Below are 20,306 nucleotides of genomic sequence, written 5' to 3'. Positions count from 1 at the left end.
CAGCGGATGAACCACAGTGCGATCATCAGTGGTCATGATCGTGATCGTGGCTCGATATTTGCGGGCTTTGATTAGTAAATTCCGTTGGTTCTTCTTCGAACGTACGCTTGCATTTCTTTGAGCAAAAATAGTACGTCGTCCCATCGTGGGACGCACTCGGGCCCTCATCGTCGGTTCGCATCCCGCACACCGGATCTCGATACTGACCTGGTGCGCCGAGTCCCCGCCGGTAGACATACAGAAGGAACCCGGAGAGCGCAAAGGCGATAATATTGAGGTAGAACGTGTAGTTGAGCTCGAAGTACGTCTGTTCAGTCGCCGTCTCGCCGCCCGCCAGATCTGGAACGATACCCAGCGCGTCGAACAGCAGCTCCATGAGGAAGCCGGTGAACGCCATCGTGACGAAGAAGACGCCGAGGATGTACAGCATCACCTTCCAGCCGTAGTACTTCCGGTAGACGTTCAGGACGGGCACGGTGATGAGGTCGGCGTAGACGAACGCGATGATCCCGGCGAAGCTGACGCCACCACCCCAGAGCGCGACGGCGAACGGGACGTTGCCCATACTGCCGACGAAACTGAGGACGGCGATGATGACGCCCATGACGGCGTTCTCGGCAGTCACGAGCAGGCCGTCGCCCTGAATGAACAGCGTGTTCCACACCCACTGCGGGACGAAGACGATGACGAACCCAGAAATAAGGAAGCCGGCGACGATGTCTTTCCAGATCATCGACCACTCCTTGCGGTACTGATTCCCGACCTTGTACCAGCCACCCCACGACAGCAACTCGTCACGCCACCCGCCGCTACTCGACGTCTCCTGGCGATAGGTCTCCATACAGCCCTCCGAGCAGAATTTGAGCGTCTCACCGCCGTCGGTCGTGAGCGTGTACTCGTCTTTCCCCTCCATCCCGCAGGTGGGATCTTCCGTGACGCCCGCCTGGCGGTCGCGCTCGTTGAGCTTCTCGCGGACTTCGTTAAACAGGTTTTCGGGAAGCGTGAGGTGGACGATGGCGGCCATGACGGCGATGAGAATCAGGCCGCCGAGCAGTTCCGCGACGAGGAACTCCCAGCCAAGCAGGATGAGAATCATCAGCCCTAGTTCGACGATGAGGTTCGTCGACGCGAACATGAACGCGAGGAAGTTCACCGCGTGCGCCCCCTTCTTGAACAGGCCCTTCCCGATGGCGACGGCGCCGAAACTACAGCCACTGCTTGCTGCTCCGAACACAGTCGCCTTGGTAAGTCCAGTTAGATCGCCCTCACCCAGCACCTGTGCCATCCGCTCCTTCGAGACGTAGACCTGGACGAGACTCGTAATCGTGAGGCCCATGATGATCGCCCACGCCGCCGTCCAGAGAAATCCGACACCGATACGAAGGGATTCAAGAACTCCGTCGATTATCGTCGCCTGCATAGGTGTATCATTGTAGGGATCATCTATTGCGGTTTTGGTTAGAATATACTGCCTATGAGGGTATCAGTACTATGGCATCGTAACCGTCGGCCATAGATGATCTATCGTGAAGAGGGGAAAACATTGCAAACCTCCACAAGCTCCACGGAATCCGACTTCAGATTCAAAAGGGGAATCTGATTAAATCACGCCGACGTATTAGAGGCTAATGGGACCAGTAGAGACCGATGATATCCCAAATGAGGGGAACACCACCTGGAAGAACAGCCTTCGCCGGCCTGCTCGGTTGTCCAGTACGGTAACTGTCACATCCACTTCCTAATTTACGATGGCTGTCGATCTGGCAATCCATGATGCACTCGTTCTCACAGCCGACGAGCGGAACCGCCTGTACGAGCGCGGCACAGTATGCATCACCGATGGCTGTATCGAAGAAGTCCGACCATCACGTGCAGGAGACGGAGAATTAGAAGCATCCACCGTTATCGACGGGAACGGGAAACTGGTGATGCCGGGGTTGGTGAACGCCCACACGCACCTGGAGATGACACCGCTCATCGGTGCGTTTAGCGAACTCGAGCTGACGGAGATGCTCGGGAGTGGGACGGCCTTGTTTAACAGACTAGGGAACGGCGAATTCGAGTACCTCGTCGAGGCAGGCGTCGAGCTCGCAGCGCTCAATTTCCTCCTGGGCGGTGTCACGACCGTGAACTCCATGGACGCACGGCCTGCCGCAGGTGCGGAGACGTTCGGGGAAGCAGGGCTCCGCGGATTTTTCGGCCCGGCGATCTCGGACCTCTTCTGGGACCAACCAGTCGATCAGCAGTTCGCCCGTGCTCGCGAGTTCGTCGAAACGTACCACGACACGTACGACGGCCGAATCAGGGCGACGATCTGCCCGCACGACGACTGGTCGTGTACCCGGCAGCTGTGGGAACGGACCGCATCCCTCGCCGCAGAGTATCCGGACCTGCTCGTCCACACGCACTTGCTCGAACTCGAGGAGAGTAACACGATGGCACGAGCGAACGGTGGCGAGGACTCGGTAGGATTGCTCGACGACGTTGGACTCCTGGACGACCGACTGGTCGCTGCTCACTTCCGCCTCGGCGACGAAGAGGACATCCAGCGAACCGCCGAGGCGGACGCGGCTGTTGCGCACTGCCCGTCCGTCTTCTGTTACTGGAATCCGGACGGGGAGACGCAGTGGACGCCCGTTCCCGAGCTTCGAGCCGCCGGCGTCGACGTCGGAGTAGGGATTGACGACCACTACTGGCACGACTCGTACAGCATGTTCGGTGAAGCGCGGCAAGCTCGGCTGGCGGCAAATCTCAAGCGTTCAGCCGGGCAGTTCGACTCGATGGAACTGATACGAATGCTCACTATCGAGGGCGCACGCGCGCTGGGGATGGGCGACGAGATCGGCAGTATCGAAGCGGGAAAGCGCGCGGATATTATCCTCCTCGACGTCGACAAACCGAAGTTCACGCCACTGACCAACGTTCCCGCACACGTCGTGAACAACGCGGTCCCGGCCGACGTCGAGACAGTGATCGTTGACGGCGACGTCGTCCTCCGGAATGGTGTGCCCGAGACAATGGACTCGGACGACGTGCGACAGCGAGTAAATCAGGCTGTCGAACGCTTCATGGACGAGACAGGCTGGGAGTTAGACATTGGTGGTAGTGAACCGCCGACCAGCATCGAGACTGTACGGGACCTCCCAAAGCGTGGCCCTGCGCGACTCCTGACTCGCCTCGCGATGCAATCCGCGCGTGATCGGTTCTCCTTCTAAGACCCTGCCAGCGTAGGGGTGGTTCCCCCTCAGGAATTTCTGTGGGCGCGAACGAACGCACGTCGCAGGACGGTCAGAAGAACGTACGTCTCGTACTTCTGGGTCTGGCAGTGCTCGCAGGGCTGCATATCCTCGACGATCTCCTCAATAGCGTCGTCGCACTCGTCGGTGAGCGTAGTGAGCGCGTCCGTGATCTGGGGCTGGGCAGCGTCGATCATCTCCTCGACGGCGGCGTCGGCCGAATCTGGTAGTGAGTACGAGAGGACGATCGTGTTCGCGTGGTAGTACTTCGTCGTCCCACCACGCCCCTCCTCGAAGCGAACGACGTCGACGAGGCCCGCATCCCGGAGCTCGTTGATGTGATGGCGGACCGTGTTCTCCGTCCGGTCGATGCCGCGATCGTCGAGGCGTTCGTGGACCTCGGTCGCAGTTAGGGCTTCCTCGGACAGAATGTCGAGGACCATCGCCCGCATCGGCTCGTCGATGGCGTCCGAAATCCGAGTGTCTCGCACCGCGATGTCGTCGAGACGGTGGTCGGTATCGGAATCACTCATACGAGGACTGAGCGCGAGCACGCGGGAAAAGGTAGCGGGGCAGGAGTCGGGTAGGTGTCTGTCGAGGTATCCAGTACAGGATGGACCCGCGATAGCGAAAGCCCTAGACGACCCGTTTGACTGTTCCAACGACTCGTATCCGAATTCAAACATATCATATAAAAAATACTTATTGAGGTACGGGCACTATCTCAAACTGTAATGAGCGACACAACCCAATTCCGCGTCCTCGACTTCGACTGCCCGACCTGCGCGAGTACCGTCGAACGCGCCCTGTCGAACGTCGACGGCGTCCAGCACGTCGAAGTCCACTACGCGACCGGCCGCGTCGAGATCGAGTACGACGACAGCGTCGCTGACCCCGACGCCTTCGCAGAGACCATCGAAAACCAGGGGTACACTCCCCAGCCCGCCTAACACTATGAACAAACAATCGATCACGCAGTACTACCGGAACCACCGGAAGGCCATCGTCACGGCGACAAGCGGCCTGCTGTACGGCGGTGGCTGGAGTCTCGGCTACCTCACGAGTTTCGAGATGGCAAGCGCCGCCATCCTCGTCCTCGCGACGGTCGTGGGTGGCTACGACATCGCCAAGACCGCTTACCACGAGGTCACCAACCGGACGCTCGGCATCAAGACGCTGGTGACGCTGGCCGCCATCGGTGCTATCGTCATCGGGGAGTACTGGGAAGCCGCCGCCGTCGTCTTCCTGTTCAGCCTTGGCAGCTACCTCGAAGGCCGGACGATGCGGAAGACCCGGACGGCACTTCAGGAGCTACTGGAGATGACGCCCGACACGGCGACCGTCCGTCGCGACGGGACACTCCAAAAGGTCTCCGCCCGCGATGTCGAAGAGGGCGAAGTCGTCGTCGTAAAGCCGGGCGGGAAGATCCCGGTCGACGGAACCGTCGTCGACGGCGAGAGCGCAGTCAACCAGGCGCCGGTCACCGGCGAGAGCGCGCCCGTCCACAAGGCCGACAGCGACGAGGTGTACGCCGGGACGGTCAACCAGGAGGGCGCGCTAGAAATCCGGACGACGGGAGCGGGATCGGATACGACTCTCGAACGGATCATCCGTCGCGTCGAGGAGGCCCAGGAGGCTCAGTCGCCCACGGAGAGTCTCATCGACCGGTTCGCGAAGTACTACACGCCGGCCGTCATTGCCCTGGCTATCGGCGCGTACGCGGTCACGCAGAACGCGATCCTGTCGCTGACGCTGCTGGTCATCGGCTGTCCGGGCGCGCTGGTCATCGGGCCACCGGTCAGCATCGTCTCGGCCATCGGTAACGCCGCCCGGTCGGGCGTGCTGATGAAGGGCGGCGAACACCTCGAACGCGCCGGCAAGATCGATCTCGTCGCCTTCGACAAGACGGGGACGCTCACGAAGGGCGAGACCACCGTCTCCGGTATCGAGGGGTTCGGCGTCGCCGCCGCCGACGTCCTCTCGCTCGCAGCGACCGCCGAGAAGAAGAGCGAACACCACCTCGCGGACGCCATCGTCGACATGGCCCGCGAACGCCAGACGGCTGCGACGGACGGTGGAGCGACGGTCGCCCAAGCGGACGATACGGACGTGGGGCGCAGGTCGGTCCCCGATCCCGACGACTTCGACGTGGTCGCCGGCAAGGGCGTCATCGCCCATGCCGATGGCCAGGAAGTCGTCGTCGGCAACCGCGCGCTGCTGGACGACCGCGACGTCGATGTCCCCGATCGGGTCGCCGACTACGTCCGCGAGCGTGAGGGGCGCGGCGAGACAGTCGTCCACGTCGTTCGGGACGGGGACATCATCGGCGCGATTGCGATGCGGGACGAGCTCCGGGAGGCCGCTCCTGGGGTCGTCGCGGCGCTCCAAGACGCTGGCATCGAGACGGTGATGCTCACCGGCGACAACGAGCGGACGGCCGCTGCCGTTGCCGAGGAGGTCGGTATCGACGAGTACCGTGCCGAACTCCTCCCCGAGGACAAGCAGTCCGTCATCGAGGGCTACCAGGCCGACGGCCACGTCGTCGCGATGGTCGGCGACGGCATCAACGACGCGCCATCGCTGGCCACTGCCGATGTCGGCATCGCGATGGGTGCTGCGGGAACGGACACCGCTATCGAAACGGCTGACATGGCGTTGATGGCCGACGACCTCGAACGCATCCCGTACGCGGTCAAACTCAGCAAGGCGACGCGCTGGAACGTCCTCGAGAACGTCGGGCTCGCGGTGCTGACCGTGACCGTCCTCCTCGCGGGCGTGCTCACCAGCTACGTCACCCTCGCGTCGGGAATGCTGGTCCACGAGGCCAGCGTCCTCCTCGTCATCCTCAACGGGATGCGACTGCTCCGCTACTGACCACGAGACACGATCACAACCACAACTCATGACATCGAATTCGACTGCGACTGACACGACCCAGACGAGAACCAATTGGCAGGTCGACTACGACGCCGACCCGATCGAAATCCGCGACCCCGTCGCGGAGGCCCTCGGCGTCCTCGAACCGGGCGAGCCGTTCGTCGTCACCTACCGGGACGCGGTGAAAGAAGCCGGACACTCCTGTCCGACAGCCTCGGGTGCCTATCGGATCGTCCAGCTCGGGCTCGACGCCCTGTATCCCGACGACTATCCAGTCCGGAGCGAAATCGAGGTCCAGACGGCCGGCCCGCAGGACGATGCCGCGTACGGCGTGATGAGCCGCATCATCTCGTACGTGACTGGCGCGACCGGCGATGACGGATTCAGCGGGCTCGCCGGCGGCTATGGCGGCCGCCGCGACCTCCTGCGCTTCGACGCGTTCGACCCGGACACGGCGGACCCGACGTTCCGGTTCCGGCGAACCGACACGGACGAGACCGTCGAAGTGACCTACCACGTCAGCGACGTTCCTGACGGTGGACCCGCAATCGGGAACCTCCAAGGGATTCTCGACGAATCGGCAACTGACCAGCAACGAGAGGCTTTCGCTGACGCCTGGCACCGCCGGGTACAGGTCGTCCTCAGCGACGACTCGCTGTTCACCGTCGACGCGGTGTGAACGCGACGGTCTACCCCTCTCACTCGAAATAAGTTACTGCGGTACACTATCGATCTCCTCAAGGGCCTCAGTAGCGACATCACCTAACTCACCAGCCTCGATATGCGAGTACCGCTCACGAACCATCTCCTCAGAATTATCGAGATATCGGGCCGCCACAGTATATCCGAATGCCCGGACCAGAACCTCGCCCATGCCACGACGGCCACCGTGCGGAGCAAGATAATCGTGTTTCGGATGGTCGATGTCGATCTCCGCGGCCTCCGAGAGTCGTTGGAGAATCGACCGTGCGCCGTCCGTCGTGATCGACGGCGGCCGAATGTCCACATCGAGCGCCAGCAGCAGGTCGCGAGCGTACTCCGCACGGCGTTCAATGATTGCTTCTGGGCGTTCCCCTCGTTCGGCGAGGTTTTCCCGGACGAGCCCTGCGAGCGTCCGTTGGTCGAACGTCGGAAACACCGGCCAGCGCTCCGTTGGTGGGTCCATCAACTGGCGATAGCTTCGCAACGGCGAGATCACCGGATCGGGAAGGCTCGCGGCATCCCATTGCTGTTTCTTCCGGTAGACGTCCATACTCCCGTCGTCGACGGAGAGGTCCTCCCAGCGGACGCCGCGCCGGCGCGGGTCGTTCGGATCGCGGAGGAGTTCGCCAACGCGGACGGCGGTGTACGCGAGGACAAACACCAGCGCCCGGTCACGAGCCGCCTTCAACGCCGCGTAGCGTGCTCGCTGCTTGTCGAGGGGATCAGTATCCTCCGGGAGTGTCGTGTACGCCTCGACGGCGTCGCGGGCCCGTTCGTCGACGTGACGGGTGAGGGCGTGGCGCTGTTCGGACGTCCAGGCCTGCTGGTCGCCGGGCTTGCGACCGTCGTCCTCCGGCAGCGGCGCCATCGCACTCGCTCGCTGCGCGTAGTGGGCCTCAAGATATCCCTCGTTGACGCACCAGCCACACCACGCAGAGATATAGCGGTAATAGGTTTGTACTGTGTTCTGCTTGAGTCCCCGATCTCCACCGAGATGTCGGGCGTACTCCCGGAACACGCGTTCGTCGAGATCGTCGAAGGTCGGCTCGCGGCCGACGTCGTCGGCGATCCCGGTCCAGTCGTCGGCGCCGCGGTCGCCGGCGGCCCACTCGGCGAACCGTTCGAGCTCGCGTGCAGCGTTACGTCGATAGTTCCCACCGCCGCCGCCCCGGCCTTTCCCCTTGTCTTGGAGGTAGCGCTCGAAGCTGTCGTCGAGCGGCGTCGAAAGCGCTCGGTCAGGCATTCACCGGCCCTCCACCGTCCTGCAGCCCCGGTCTCGGGTCCTCTACCCTGGGGGAAGCGTCGTCGTGAGGCGGTTGCAGCATTCGTGCTTCACCGACGGCGCCGGGGTACTTCAAAGTGGTCGTGATTACGGGCATAATCACGACCACTTGTTGTATTTGAGCAATCGGGAGAATTCGGGGGTCTAGAGTCTCTTAGCGCCGGAACTCCGCATTACAGTAGAATGTATATCGTATATCGCTATACAAAATCTCGGGCCTTGGAAGTTCACAGTTTCGGAGGATAGGCTAGTTTCAGATCGAATTAGCATCTATTCGTGGCGTATCTCACCGGCCAATCACCAATTCAAATCCCTGATGGCCGTATCTACCGGACGAACGTGGGTAATTGCGTGGATTTTGGGGCTCCTGAATAAGGTTGCCACTCCCAGACGGAGGAGTCACTAAGAGATCAGCCGGTTAGTCATGTGGAATCAACGACGAGGCAATGAGCTCAACACACTCACCCGCAGTCAACACGGGTGCATAGTCCATCTCACCGTCGACATCCGCTTTCAGCAGGAAGTCGGTGAGCCGCCAAATATTGTACAGGAGTACCGCGAACACGAAGTAGAACAGGCGAACGCGGTAGTCTTTCGAGGAGGTCTTGGCGAGAAAGTCACCTTTGATCGATTTGTACTCACTCTCGATCTGCCACCGGCGGCTGTAGCGCTGACAGAACGACTCGGCTTCCTCCGGACCGACTCGGAGATTCGTCGCGAAGACGGCCGTCCCCTCACCACTCGTCGACGGTACGTACAGGAGCCGCATTGGATGCGATCCAGATTCCACATGGACAGAAGCTGACTCAACGGCCACCTCTTGGTCGTCTTCCTCCATTTGTTCGAGTACATCCCGTTCAGAGCTGGAGACTCGCTTCGGAATGAGGTAGTTCACATCGAGGTTTGAGAGCGTCTGAAACACGCGTATCGAATCGAACTCCCGATCACACAGCACTGTCTCAATCGGAACGTGTTCTTTCGCTTGTCGAACCAGTCGCCGCACAGTGCGATGAATCTGATTCGACGAGTTCTCATCCCACTCAGAGCTCTCTCGGACCGGTTCTACGGCGAGAACGAGCGGAATGTTCTGCCCGATGATCGAGAGGGTTGCGAATTTGAACGCTCGACCGTCTCTATCCTTCGTCCCGCTGACCATCGGCATTCCTTCGACCTCTCCGTAGTAGGGAATAGTTGTGATATCGATCGCGGCCGTGACTGGACGCCGGAACGATGCTTCAGAGGCGATCACGGAGAGTAAGCGATCCGTCGTCTCGTTAAATCCGCTCACGAGGCCTTCAGGATCGAACTGTTTGACAGCGCGGAGGTGGGTGTCGCCGTGGGGTCCATACTCTTCACCACGACGGTACTGAAAGCGAGTCGCTCCTTGCGCGGTTCCGCACCGAACCATCCCCATGAACGTCTGTAACTCGAAAAATTGCGTGTCTTCGTAGGTAGTGTTTGACGCCCGATCAGAGTCGAAATGACCGAAGGCGTGATCACGCGCGAGGCGCGTTGTCTGGACGATTGCGTTCTGTGAGAATGATTCGTCTTCGACTGAGTCTATGTTTTCTTCAGTACCTTCGACGATCTCTTTCTTGGGGCGAACCTCAGACGCTGAGATATCGCGATCGTGAACTTCTTTGATAACAAAGTGGGCAGCAGCGTGGACATATTCGTGGGTCTCGTCGTCGAATCTATTTCGCCACGCTCGTGAGAAGGCCGATTCGTCAGGTACTCGGGTGAAGCCGAGAATAGTGGCGACTTCCGGTTGCCGGGTGAGTCGTCGAGAAAACTCGGCGTACGAATCTCCGGTGATCTCCATGAAAACGAACGAGAGGACCATTGCTCGAAAGGAGAGTGGCGCAGGATGCCACGCTGGATACTCGTCTTTGATCGCGTCTATCGAGTGATCAAGGTTCTCGAACGCAGTGACGAGATCGGTTTCTTTGAACTCGTTACGGATGGTGATCCCTAGCTGGTACGCTTCGCACAGAGTGCATTCAAAATTTTTCACTAGAAGGTGAATCGTCAGGGGTGCTCATACAATATACTGAGGAAGGTTACAAAATCAACTCTTTGAGTGGAAACGTTGAGTAGAACACGAATTAACAGCTAGATTGAAATTCTATCCAAGTGATATATGCTGGCTTGATTGTGGTCAATACCTCACAGTGTTACCGGAGAAGAGCACCCGCGTAAAGCACAAAGAGAGCCAGAACAACGGAATTGGCTCTGTTGAAATCCTCTTAGATTTATATGTTTGTCCTGTGATTTCACGAAATGAAGGCTCTCCCGAAGTCGCAGATTCTCCGATCTACTGCGAAAGCTATCCATCTGGCCCGACGAGCAGTCTTTCGATACTCCTCGAAGCTCTCCAAACACCACTATACACTCCCGCAACACGTTGGTCTGTTGTGTCTCAAAGTTCGGAAGAACACGACATACCGTGGCCTGCTTGACGATTTCACTGGAGGTGAAATTTAAGTAATATAAATTCAACAGAGTGAGTCATTTTTGATGATAGTTCAAATTTAGCTGTGGTTGCTGGCTGGACACAATCGATAATTATCACTCCAAGTAAGACAGGCGCAGTAAATTATAAATTTAGCCTTATCTAATTATTTCACAATGCTGAGTGCGATCATGGAAGACTATCTCAAAGCGATCTATTATCTCCAGAACGAAGCGGACGACCGGGTACGAACCTCGGTACTCGCTGAGTATATGGATGTAGAGCAACCGACGGTTACCAGTATGATGAAAAAGTTATCAGAGCGTGATTTCGTGCTGTACGAACCCTACAGGGGAGTTGAGCTCACTGATACTGGAGTTCCTATTGCTCTCGAAATCATTCTCCATCACCGACTGTTAGAACGATATCTGACGGACCACCTCGAGTATGATTGGGCAGAGGTACACGACGAAGCAGATCGTCTCGAACACCACATCAGCAGTAAGTTTGCCGACCGGATTGCAGAGCAGCTAGGACAACCAGCGGTTGATCCGCATGGCGACCCAATTCCCACCGCGAATCTGGATGTCTCGGGAGCAAAGGATGGTGAACGTCTTGCTGATCATCAAGTGGGTGACAGCGTTCAGATCGTACGGGTTCCGGACACAGATCCAGATCTCCTCCGGTACCTGTCCAAACACGGGATTCTCCCCGGAACTGTCGTAGATGTTGTTGAGATTGCGCCATTTGGAATGGTCACACTTGACCCTGATAGCGGAGATGGTCCGGTTGCGCTACCCGAAGAAGTCGCATGTTCCATATCCACCCAATCTCTCACACAGAGTTCTCACTGAGAAGCTCGGAAGTCCGCTAGTCTATTTTTAGATTAGACCTACTCGAAGTTTAGATGGGTCTAATTTATATATTGGGCCCATCCACTATCACATATGGGTATCCGAAGAGTCAACCCGTCGAGGAGATCATGCCCTCGATAAATTACGAGAGTGCGGCAGATGTCACCAAACGACTCGAACAGCGTTTGGTTGAATCACTCACTGGTGAAACGAGCGTCAGTCGTCGCACGGTACTCGGCAGTCTTGGTGTCGCGGGAAGTGCCGCCGTTGGACTCGGGAGTTCACGTGCAAGTGCGTCACCCGGCCACGAGGGCGATGATACACACGGTAACTTCGGTTCGGTGGGCGAATACCAAGATTTGGATTTCGATCCGCACGAGTTCCTCACCGCGTTCAATACCGGAGACAGCGGGCAGGATAACGTTCCGCAGCAAGTCTACGAGGAGGATGGTCGAACCGTACGGGAGTTCGAATTCAACGCCGTCGACACAACGATCACCATCGCTCCGGGCGTCGAGTTCCAAGCGTGGGCATTCAACGGTCAGGTGCCGGGCCCCACGATCCGTGCCGTTGAGGGCGACCTAATTCGCGTTAAATTCACGAACCTAGGACGGCACGCTCACACGATCCATCCGCATCTGAAGAACCTTAACCCGCGAATGGACGGAATCCCCCAAAACGGGCCTGGTGTCCTCGAAACGGGAGAATCATTCACCTACGAATGGATTGCCCAACCCGCCGGTACGCACTTCTATCATTGCCACTCGCTCCCGCTGAAAGAACACATCCACCGCGGACTCTACGGCACGATCATCGTCGATCCGGACCCCGAACGCGTCAGGGAGAATCCACGCGACTACGTCAATTACCCCGGCCCGATTACCGACGACATGCGGACGCGGTTCGTCGAAGAGGCGAAGAGCCGGAACCACGAGTACGCCGAAAACGACGCCGTCAACGAGATGGTCATGGTGATGAACTCGTTCGACACTAACTTCGACGGCGGGAACGAGGTCTACGCGGCGAACACACGGGCGTTCGCATACGGGGTCGGTAGTACCGACGGCACCGGCAACTGGACGGCGGGCGAGACGAAGCGTCCCATCCAGATCGACAAGAACGAACGGCAACGCGTGTATCTCTCCAATGCGACTGAGTTCGACCTCATCAACTCGTTCCACACGCACTCGCAGTTCTTCGATTACTATGACCACGGGACTACGCTGACACCGACGCGCAAGACCGTAGACACGATCATGCAGACGCAGGCGCAACGCGGTATCATCGAGCTCGACTACTCGGATCACGAACCCGGGCTGTACATGTTCCACGCCCACCAATCCGAGTTCGCCGAACTCGGCTGGATGAGCTTCTTTGAGGTGGTCTAACATGGCGGATGAGACACAAAAACCGACGCCAGACGGTGGTGTATCTACTGAAAACGAGGTCACACAGCCCCTCGGACTACCGAGATGGGTCAGCGCGATACTCCCGATCGTGTTGCTCGTGCTCGTCTTGGGTGTGTTCGCGTTCACGTCACCACTCGCGAGTATTCAGAGCCAGAGTGGTGAACCGCTTCCCGACGTGACGATCACGCACACGACGCTTCCGAGCGACGAAACGGTCGTGTTACACGTAACGAACAACGGGCCCGATTCCGTGACGATAGCACAGGTCCTCGTCGATGAGGCCTACTGGAATTTTCAGGTCGAAGGAGCTGGTGGCGACCAAACGCTCGCTCCGATGGAAAGCGCACAGATCGTGATCCCGTATCACTGGAATCCGGGATGGGATCTCAACGTCGCCCTCGTACTCTCTGACGGGGCGACATTCGAGAATACGATCGTCGCTCCGAGTCAGGCACCCGGATTCAGCCTCAGTCTGCTCTGGACGCTTGCAGTCATCGGGCTGTTCGTCGGTGTGATCCCAGTCGCATTAGGGATGCTGTGGTTCCCCTACATCAAGACGATGAGCGATCGGTGGCTGCACGCCGTGCTCTTGTTCGCGGCCGGCGTCCTCGGTTTCTTGGCGTTCGACGCCGGGTTCGAGGCGTTCGAACTCGCTCAACGAGTTCCGGGCGCGTACGAGGGCAACCTTTTGATCGTCTTCGGGATCCTCGGCGCGCTCACTCTCGTTCAGGCAATCAGCGCGTGGCGCAAGGGCCGTGTTGCCGCCGGTGACAGTCGGGCGAGTAGCGGTCTCTGGATCGCATATCTGGTTGCGATCGGAATCGGCCTACACAACCTCGCGGAAGGGCTGGCGATCGGGAGTTCGTTCGCACTCGGGCGTGTGTCGCTCGGCGCGTTCCTCGTGATCGGGTTCATGCTCCACAACGTGACGGAAGGCCCGGCCGTCGTTGCACCGGTCGCCCGCGGAGAGCGTCCGTCGTTCAAGCACTTCGCTGCGCTCGGCGTCATCGCCGGTGCCCCCGTCATCCTCGGCGGGTGGATCGGTAGTCTCGCGTACTCGCCGACGATCGGAGCCTTCTTCCTCGCGATCGGGGTTGGCGCAATTTTACAGGTCAACTGGGAGATCGCGGGAATGGTTCGGGATGCAGGCGGTCGCGTGGCCAGCGCCACGAACCTGCTTGCGTTCCTGCTCGGCCTCGGAGTGATGTACGTGACCGACCTCTTCGTGGCGCTCTGAGAGGTACTATCCATCTCTGTTCCAATGGCACTCAAATTCTACAATCGACGGACGGTATTGCGACTCAGTACTGCCGCCTTGGCGACGCTCAGCACCGCCGGATGTTTGAACGGACAGTCACCGTCGACCCTGACCGTCACGATGCCCGACGATCACACGTTCGAGCCGAAGACTGCGACGATCGAAACCGGAGGGACAGTGACGTGGACGAACGAGAGCGACATCCAGCACACGGTCACAGCGTATGAAGACGAAATTCCTGCCGAGGCCGTGTACTTCGCAAGTGGTGGCTTCGAGTCAGAGCGTGCTGCGAGAAACCGGGTTACTGAGGGACTCATCGCCCCGGGAGAGAACTACGAGCACACGTTCGATCAACCCGGAACGTACGGGTACTGTTGTATTCCGCATGAAAGTTCTGGAATGGTCGGGACAGTCCTAGTGAGATGATCTGACAGGAGTATTAATAACTCAACTCACAATACTTATTAATATTTAACATAATATGGGCCAGATATCGCAGTAGAGTTAATAAATCTGTAGCGGCAAGCGGTGAGTAATGACCTCACCTGACGACGATTCCCACGACAAACGTGGCGAACCACCGAACCGAACCCACACGCACGAAGAGGGATCTCAGCATCGTCACGAGTCCGCTCAGTATGCAAAGGGTGTCGATGACACCCCCCCACCACACGGACAAGGGGATGTTGCACAGTTCTCGGTTCCGGAGATGGACTGTCCCTCGTGTGCAGGGAAAGTTGAGAACAGCGTCGAAAAACTGGACGGTATCAACAGCATCGACCCGCAAGTGACGACGGGAACGTTGACAGTCTCATACGACAGCGAGCAAACCAGCGCTACCGAGATAGCTGATCGGGTCGAAAAGGCGGGATACACCATCGAAGACGTCGACGAGATAACGACGAAATTTACGGTTCCCGAGATGGACTGCCCCTCGTGTGCGGGGAAGATCGAAAAGTCACTCGACAAAGCTGGAGTTACAGCGTATAAAACCCGGCCAACGAACGGAACCGTCGTTGTCACGTACGATTCTTCGGAGGCCGGAGAAGCCGAGATAATCAGTGCTATCGAACGTGCTGGATACGAGGTTACAGACAGTTCGAGCGACGAGTCCGAAGGTCAGAACGCGACCGAGGAACGCGAGAGCATCTGGGTGAGTCCGCGGGCACTCAAGACGTGGATCAGCGGTGGGTTCGTTGCTCTCGGTTTGCTCCTTGAATTCTTCCTCACTGGGCAGAACGGACAGATTGCGAGCCTTCTCGGCACAGAGCTGTTCGTTGCCGACGGACTGTTCCTTGTCGCCGTCGCCTTCGGGGGTCAAGAGATCCTTCGCAACGGCTACTACTCGGCGCGGAATCTGAACCTCGATATCGACTTTTTGATGTCGGTGGCTATCCTCGGGGCGCTGGTCGCGAGCCTCGCCTTCGGTGAAGCGCTTTACTTCGAGGCCGCCACCCTCGCGTTCCTGTTTAGCATCGCCGAGCTGCTGGAGCGGTACTCGATGGATCGCGCCCGGAACTCGCTCCGGGAGTTGATGGACCTCTCGCCGGACGAAGCGACCGTCAAGCGAGACAGTAGTACGGAGACGGTTCCAGTCGACGAGGTCGCTGTCGGTGACGTCGTCGTCGTGAAACCGGGCGAGAAGATCCCACTCGACGGGACCGTCGTCGACGGTGAAAGCGCAGTCAATCAGGCGCCCATCACGGGCGAAAGCGTGCCCGTCGACAAGGCGATGGGAGACGAGGTGTACGCCGGTACGATCAACGAAGAGGGGTATCTCGAGGTGGAGGTTACCTCCGAGGCCGGCGATAACACGCTCTCGCGTATCGTGGAGATGGTCGAAGACGCTCAGTCAAACAAGACCGAGCGTGAGCAGTTCGTCGAGCGCTTCTCGGCGTACTACACACCGGTCGTCGTCGCCTTCGCGGTCTTGACGACAGTGGGGAGCCCGTACGTCCTCGGAACCACGTGGCCGACGGCCGTCGTCTACGGGCTGACACTCCTCGTACTCGCCTGCCCGTGTGCGTTCGTCATCTCGACGCCCGTCTCCGTGGTGTCGGGGATCACGAGCGCTGCTAAGAACGGGGTCCTGATCAAGGGCGGCAACCACCTCGAAGCGATGGGGAGCGTCGACGTCGTCGCGTTCGACAAGACCGGGACGCTCACGAAAGGGGAGCTCACCGTCACCGACGTCGTTCCACTGAACGAAAATTCCGAAGAAGATGTCCTCCGGTGTGCGCGTGGGCTCGAACAGCGGAGCGAACATCCCATCGGCGAGGCAATCGTCGCTGAAGCCGGCAGCGCAGGGGTCGCCGAGCGCGAAATCGATGACTTCGAGAGCATCACTGGGAAGGGTGTTCGTGCCGATCTCGATGGGACCCCCCATTTCGCAGGCAAACCGGGGCTGTTTGAGGAGTTAGGTTTCGACCTCTCGCACGTCCACGCGACGACCGACGGTGGCGTCGTGACACAGACAGCCCGTCAGATGTGCGACCGGAATAACTGTCTTGACCTCCTCGAAGAGACCGTCCCTCAACTCCAGGCAGAAGGGAAGACCGTTGTGCTCGTCGGAACCGAAGACGAACTTGAAGGTATCGTCGCCGTGGCCGACGAGATCCGTCCCGAAGCAGCGCGAACGATCGCTCGACTCAGAGATCTCGGCGTCTCACGGACGGTCATGCTGACCGGCGACAACGAGCGAACTGCTCGCGCGATCGCCGACCAAGTCGGAGTCGACGAGTACCGGGCAGAACTGCTTCCCGACGAGAAAGTGGCTGCCGTCGAGGAGCTCATCGAGGAACACGAGGGCGTCGCGATGGTCGGTGATGGGATCAACGACGCCCCGGCGCTCGCGACGGCAACGGTGGGTATTGCGATGGGCGCGGCCGGGACGGACACCGCGTTGGAGACGGCCGACATCGCGCTGATGGGTGACGACCTCGCAAAGCTCCCGTATCTCTACGAGCTCGCGAACGACGCAAACGGCGTCATCCGGCAGAATATCTGGGCCAGCCTCGGTGTCAAAGCCGGACTTGCTCTCGCGGTTCCGTTCGGGTACGTCCCCATCTGGCTCGCCGTCCTCGCCGGCGACGCGGGGATGACGATGGCCGTGACCGGGAACGCAATGCGACTCTCTCGCGTCGAACCGGAGACAGAGAACAACTGACGCTTGAGAGTCGTAATACCGGACATTACGAATTTATCAGATCAAAACGTATGAGTCAACACGGGCATGCTCACGAAGAGACGGAAGAATATGAACTAACAACCGAAACAGACAGCAGTACGCGCCGACTTGCCCTCGTAGCGGTCGTCAATTTCCTTGGCTTCCTTGCCGAATTGGCTGGTGGACTCCTCTTCGGTTCGGTCGCTCTCATCAGCGATGCGCTCCACATGCTATTCGACATGCTTGCGTACGCAATGGCGTTCGGCGCGAGCTACACCGCGGAACGATTCGAAGGCGGTGCTGAGTGGTCGTACGGACTCCATCGACTGGAGCCGGTTGCTGCGTTTCTCAACGGGATACTGCTCGTTCCGATGGTCGGGTACATCCTGTGGGAATCGTATCAACGGTTCCTGGACCCGGTTGAGATCGATCCGACAATGACGCTGATCATCGCCGGCGGCGGCTTGCTTGTCAACTTGGGATCGGTCTATATCGTACAAGGGGGCGAGATGAGCCTCAACGAGCGCGGCGCATTCTATCACCTTCTCGGCGATGCCGGTGGATCAGTCGCGGTGATCATTTCGACACTCGCCGTCGTCACGTTCGATTTACCTGTCGCCGACCCGGTGGCTGCCATCCTCATCGGCGTGTTAGTGCTCGTTTCGGCAGGAAAGGTACTCCGCGGAAGCACCTCAATCCTCTTAGAACGGAGCCCTATCTCACCGGATAAACTTCGAAATGAACTGACAGCTGTCGATGGCGTTGAAGACGTCGACGACATACACGTCTGGCAAGTATGTAGTCAGTTGACCGTAGCGACAGTGCGTCTTCAGTATGAGCCCACATCACTAGACCAACATCAGGCGATCCGCTCTCGCGTCCATCAGCTTCTTTCCGACCATGGAATCGATCACGCAACCGTCGAACTAGTGGGTGAGATGGAGAGGGACCCGGAGACTGCCGACAACACGAGTCACAACCACTGATTTTCAAATGACAGAAATAACGACACGGATTCAGTCTGTCGGGAGTGCAGTTGGGCTCACGTACGGCTCAACGGTTATTGGGTCGGTAATTGTCACCATCGGTGCCGCACTGCTGGGCGCATTCGGGGTCGATGTAACCGCTCGTCCATCGTTGCGCCTCGTAATGAGCACGATCTTGTTACAGGGGGTGACATTCGGAGGGCTCTCAATCCTCTATCTCAGATTCCGAGATCTCGACTTCGAATTCGTTTCGCTTTCGATTCCGGACAGGCGAGATGTTGCTGTAACCATCGGGGGGGTAGGTACACTCCTCGGATTACTCATTGTCGCATCACGCGTTATCTCCTCGCTCGGACTGGAATCAGCAGAAAACCAAGTAGTAACAGTTGGTCAGCAAAATCCGACAGCTTTTCTAATTCTCATTCCTCTATCGTTTCTGCTAGTCGGTCCGGGCGAAGAGCTGTTATACCGAGGACTGGTTCAGGGGACACTCCGAGAAACGCTACATCCAACCCGTGCAATCGTTCTTGCGAGCGCCCTCTTCGCATCGATCCATCTCTTCTCGTTGAGTGGAGAAGGGAAGCTCGTGTACGTCGGTATCGCATTCGTTCTAGCTCTGGTACTCGGTGCGACCTACGAGTACACCGATAACCTCGTTGTTCCGGCTCTGATTCACGGTGCGTACAATGCGATTCAATTCACGAGCGCGTATCTGACGGCAACAGGTGGAATGTAACTGTTTGCTATCTGTGGGTCTCAGATCTCAGTTCTTTCGACAGCAAACCCTTAGTTTGCTTGTGAAGCCCGTCCGACTGTTGCCGAACATATTCGCTTGCCTTCTCAAAAACAGGGATTCTGCAGTCCTCGTTTGTCGCGACAGCCCAATGTGTCGAATGAACCATGACGACACCTTTCGGTGCCCCCGGAACCGGACTGTCCCGGCGAGAATTTCTTGCTGCGACCGGCGTGACGGGCGTATCGGCGTTGGCGGGTTGTTCGTCGAAGACGATTAACGCGCCGACGGCGGCCACGAACACTCCGAACGAGGCACAGACATCTCCGTCAGATCTCCCCTACACCAGCCCTCCGACAGTCGTCAACGTCGACGAACAGGGCGGGTCAGTGACGATGGGGACGCAGCCGGCGCGACACGCCGTCCACCCGCTCGATTCGATGGGCGGGCCGGTCGAGTTCCCCCGCGTCTGGGCGTGGCAGGCCGACGACCACGATCCGAGCGTCCCGGGTCCGATCCTCCGGACGACCGAGGGGAACGACATGGAGGTGACGCTCGACAACACGAACGGGCGCCGGCCGCACACGATCCACTTCCACGGCGTCACCAAGTCGTGGAAGAACGACGGCGTCCCGACGTCGACCGGGATCAAAGTCCCCGCGGGCGAGAAGCACACCTACGAGATCCCGGCGAACGTTCCGGGGACGCACCTGTATCACTGTCACCTCCAGACCCACCGCCACATCGATATGGGGATGTACGGGATCTTCCGGGTCGATCCCGAGGGCTACGAGCCGGCGGACCGGGAGTACTTCATGACGATCAAAGACTGGGACTCGCGGATCCCGAAGAAGTGGGGCGGCGAGGGGAACTTCACGTACGACACGACCTCGCGGACGCCGGACGTCTTCACCGTCAACGGGAAGAGCGCGCCCCGGACGCTCCACCCCGAACAGGGGTCGCCGATCATCGTCGATCAAGGCGATTTGGTCCGCGTACACCTCGTCAACGGTGGGTACATGTCGCACCCGATGCATATCCACAACCATCGCTTCCAGCGCGTCGAAAAGGACGGCGGGGTCGTTCCGGAAGCCGCCAGACACGACATCGACGTCACGAACATCGCCCCCGCGGAACGGCACACGATCGAGTTCACGGCCGACGCGGACCCCGGGATCTACCTCATGCACTGCCACAAGGTCAACCACGTGATGAACGGGTCGTTCTACCCCGGCGGCATGCTTACCGGCGTGGTGTACCGCTCCGTCATGGACTCGGACATCTTCAGTCAGCTCATGGAGTACGCCGGCTACGAACCGAACTGACGCGATCTGACACGGACTTCTGAACC

The 20,306-nt window shown here is 59.0% G+C and carries 16 protein-coding genes and 1 pseudogene; 13 read left to right on the top strand and 4 right to left on the bottom strand.

The genetic code is table 11. The features are described from left to right. Positions 1 to 25 precede the first annotated feature (25 nt). Positions 26 to 1,420 (bottom strand): permease, encoded by a 1,395-nt coding sequence (locus ACZ432_RS00275; RefSeq protein WP_004594620.1) that lies wholly within the window; start codon positions 1,418 to 1,420, stop codon positions 26 to 28. A gap of 328 nt (positions 1,421 to 1,748) precedes the next feature. Here ACZ432_RS00275 and ACZ432_RS00270 point away from each other — a divergent pair, with 328 nt between their 5' ends. Continuing rightward, a complete protein-coding gene (locus ACZ432_RS00270; RefSeq protein WP_004594621.1) occupies positions 1,749 to 3,215 on the top strand; it encodes an amidohydrolase family protein in 1,467 nt (488 codons plus the stop codon). 29 nt (positions 3,216 to 3,244) lie between these two features. On the opposite strand, the gene ACZ432_RS00265 is transcribed toward ACZ432_RS00270, so the two are convergent. Then, the gene (locus tag ACZ432_RS00265) at positions 3,245 to 3,769 is read right to left on the bottom strand and encodes an ArsR/SmtB family transcription factor (protein ID WP_426963386.1); all 525 of its coding nucleotides are present in this window, start codon (positions 3,767 to 3,769) and stop codon (positions 3,245 to 3,247) included. Between the two features lie 201 nt (positions 3,770 to 3,970). On the opposite strand from ACZ432_RS00265, the gene ACZ432_RS00260 reads away from it, so the two are divergent. The 3 genes from ACZ432_RS00260 to ACZ432_RS00250 are packed head-to-tail and all read left to right on the top strand — an operon-like array spanning position 3,971 to position 6,792. Then, positions 3,971 to 4,186 (top strand): heavy-metal-associated domain-containing protein, encoded by a 216-nt coding sequence (locus tag ACZ432_RS00260; RefSeq protein ID WP_004594622.1) that lies wholly within the window; start codon positions 3,971 to 3,973, stop codon positions 4,184 to 4,186. Between the two features lie 4 nt (positions 4,187 to 4,190). Continuing rightward, positions 4,191 to 6,110 (top strand): heavy metal translocating P-type ATPase, encoded by a 1,920-nt coding sequence (locus ACZ432_RS00255; RefSeq protein ID WP_004594624.1) that lies wholly within the window; start codon positions 4,191 to 4,193, stop codon positions 6,108 to 6,110. A 28-nt stretch (positions 6,111 to 6,138) separates the two neighbouring features. After that, positions 6,139 to 6,792 (top strand): hypothetical protein, encoded by a 654-nt coding sequence (locus tag ACZ432_RS00250; RefSeq protein ID WP_004594625.1) that lies wholly within the window; start codon positions 6,139 to 6,141, stop codon positions 6,790 to 6,792. Positions 6,793 to 6,825: 33 nt separating this feature from the next. On the opposite strand, the gene ACZ432_RS00245 is transcribed toward ACZ432_RS00250, so the two are convergent. Beyond that, positions 6,826 to 8,058 (bottom strand): tyrosine-type recombinase/integrase, encoded by a 1,233-nt coding sequence (locus ACZ432_RS00245; RefSeq protein ID WP_049987695.1) that lies wholly within the window; start codon positions 8,056 to 8,058, stop codon positions 6,826 to 6,828. A gap of 457 nt (positions 8,059 to 8,515) precedes the next feature. Further along, the gene (locus ACZ432_RS00240; RefSeq protein ID WP_464378848.1) at positions 8,516 to 9,940 is read right to left on the bottom strand and encodes a transposase; all 1,425 of its coding nucleotides are present in this window, start codon (positions 9,938 to 9,940) and stop codon (positions 8,516 to 8,518) included. A 437-nt stretch (positions 9,941 to 10,377) separates the two neighbouring features. On the opposite strand from ACZ432_RS00240, the pseudogene ACZ432_RS00235 reads away from it, so the two are divergent. From ACZ432_RS00235 to ACZ432_RS00195, 9 genes and pseudogenes are all read left to right on the top strand, one after another. Continuing rightward, positions 10,378 to 10,560 (top strand): annotated as a pseudogene (locus ACZ432_RS00235) (IS5/IS1182 family transposase); the annotation flags it as partial. Positions 10,561 to 10,740: 180 nt separating this feature from the next. Then, positions 10,741 to 11,403 carry a metal-dependent transcriptional regulator gene (locus ACZ432_RS00230; RefSeq protein WP_464378847.1) on the top strand — a complete coding sequence of 221 codons (663 nt, stop codon included), beginning with the start codon at positions 10,741 to 10,743 and terminating at the stop codon, positions 11,401 to 11,403. Between the two features lie 128 nt (positions 11,404 to 11,531). Beyond that, complete coding sequence (locus tag ACZ432_RS00225) at positions 11,532 to 12,791, top strand: multicopper oxidase domain-containing protein (RefSeq protein WP_426963383.1); 1,260 nt, start codon at positions 11,532 to 11,534, stop codon at positions 12,789 to 12,791. Position 12,792: 1 nt separating this feature from the next. Further along, positions 12,793 to 14,049 (top strand): ZIP family metal transporter, encoded by a 1,257-nt coding sequence (locus ACZ432_RS00220; protein WP_371191817.1) that lies wholly within the window; start codon positions 12,793 to 12,795, stop codon positions 14,047 to 14,049. A gap of 141 nt (positions 14,050 to 14,190) precedes the next feature. After that, on the top strand, positions 14,191 to 14,496 hold the full coding sequence (locus ACZ432_RS00215) for a cupredoxin domain-containing protein (protein ID WP_371191816.1): 306 nt from the start codon (positions 14,191 to 14,193) through the stop codon (positions 14,494 to 14,496). 109 nt (positions 14,497 to 14,605) lie between these two features. Continuing rightward, positions 14,606 to 17,236, top strand: coding sequence for a heavy metal translocating P-type ATPase (locus ACZ432_RS00210; RefSeq protein WP_426963382.1), 2,631 nt, complete (start codon positions 14,606 to 14,608; stop codon positions 17,234 to 17,236). 50 nt (positions 17,237 to 17,286) lie between these two features. Further along, positions 17,287 to 18,222, top strand: a complete 936-nt coding sequence (locus ACZ432_RS00205) for a cation diffusion facilitator family transporter (RefSeq protein WP_426963381.1) — start codon at positions 17,287 to 17,289, stop codon at positions 18,220 to 18,222. Positions 18,223 to 18,385: 163 nt separating this feature from the next. After that, entirely contained in the window at positions 18,386 to 18,958 is a 573-nt protein-coding gene (locus ACZ432_RS00200) for a CPBP family intramembrane glutamic endopeptidase (protein WP_371191865.1), read from the top strand. Positions 18,959 to 19,122: 164 nt separating this feature from the next. Further along, positions 19,123 to 20,280, top strand: coding sequence for a multicopper oxidase domain-containing protein (locus tag ACZ432_RS00195; RefSeq protein WP_371191864.1), 1,158 nt, complete (start codon positions 19,123 to 19,125; stop codon positions 20,278 to 20,280). Positions 20,281 to 20,306 lie beyond the last annotated feature (26 nt).

The sequence above is a fragment of the Haloparvum alkalitolerans genome (assembly GCF_055381565.1).
Note: the sequence above shows the minus strand (reverse complement) of the source record. Positions and strands in the feature narration are given on the sequence as shown.

Coding starts and splice junctions, on each gene's coding strand:
- ACZ432_RS00275 (WP_004594620.1), bottom strand. CDS start 1,420: ATGCAGGCGACGATAATCGACGGAGTTCTTGAATCCCTTCGTATCGGT.
- ACZ432_RS00205 (WP_426963381.1), top strand. CDS start 17,287: ATGAGTCAACACGGGCATGCTCACGAAGAGACGGAAGAATATGAACTA.
- ACZ432_RS00245 (WP_049987695.1), bottom strand. CDS start 8,058: ATGCCTGACCGAGCGCTTTCGACGCCGCTCGACGACAGCTTCGAGCGC.
- ACZ432_RS00250 (WP_004594625.1), top strand. CDS start 6,139: ATGACATCGAATTCGACTGCGACTGACACGACCCAGACGAGAACCAAT.
- ACZ432_RS00270 (WP_004594621.1), top strand. CDS start 1,749: ATGGCTGTCGATCTGGCAATCCATGATGCACTCGTTCTCACAGCCGAC.
- ACZ432_RS00230 (WP_464378847.1), top strand. CDS start 10,741: ATGGAAGACTATCTCAAAGCGATCTATTATCTCCAGAACGAAGCGGAC.
- ACZ432_RS00215 (WP_371191816.1), top strand. CDS start 14,191: ATGCCCGACGATCACACGTTCGAGCCGAAGACTGCGACGATCGAAACC.
- ACZ432_RS00210 (WP_426963382.1), top strand. CDS start 14,606: ATGACCTCACCTGACGACGATTCCCACGACAAACGTGGCGAACCACCG.
- ACZ432_RS00265 (WP_426963386.1), bottom strand. CDS start 3,769: ATGAGTGATTCCGATACCGACCACCGTCTCGACGACATCGCGGTGCGA.
- ACZ432_RS00200 (WP_371191865.1), top strand. CDS start 18,386: ATGAGCACGATCTTGTTACAGGGGGTGACATTCGGAGGGCTCTCAATC.
- ACZ432_RS00225 (WP_426963383.1), top strand. CDS start 11,532: ATGCCCTCGATAAATTACGAGAGTGCGGCAGATGTCACCAAACGACTC.
- ACZ432_RS00220 (WP_371191817.1), top strand. CDS start 12,793: ATGGCGGATGAGACACAAAAACCGACGCCAGACGGTGGTGTATCTACT.
- ACZ432_RS00195 (WP_371191864.1), top strand. CDS start 19,123: ATGACGACACCTTTCGGTGCCCCCGGAACCGGACTGTCCCGGCGAGAA.
- ACZ432_RS00240 (WP_464378848.1), bottom strand. CDS start 9,940: ATGGTCCTCTCGTTCGTTTTCATGGAGATCACCGGAGATTCGTACGCC.
- ACZ432_RS00260 (WP_004594622.1), top strand. CDS start 3,971: ATGAGCGACACAACCCAATTCCGCGTCCTCGACTTCGACTGCCCGACC.
- ACZ432_RS00255 (WP_004594624.1), top strand. CDS start 4,191: ATGAACAAACAATCGATCACGCAGTACTACCGGAACCACCGGAAGGCC.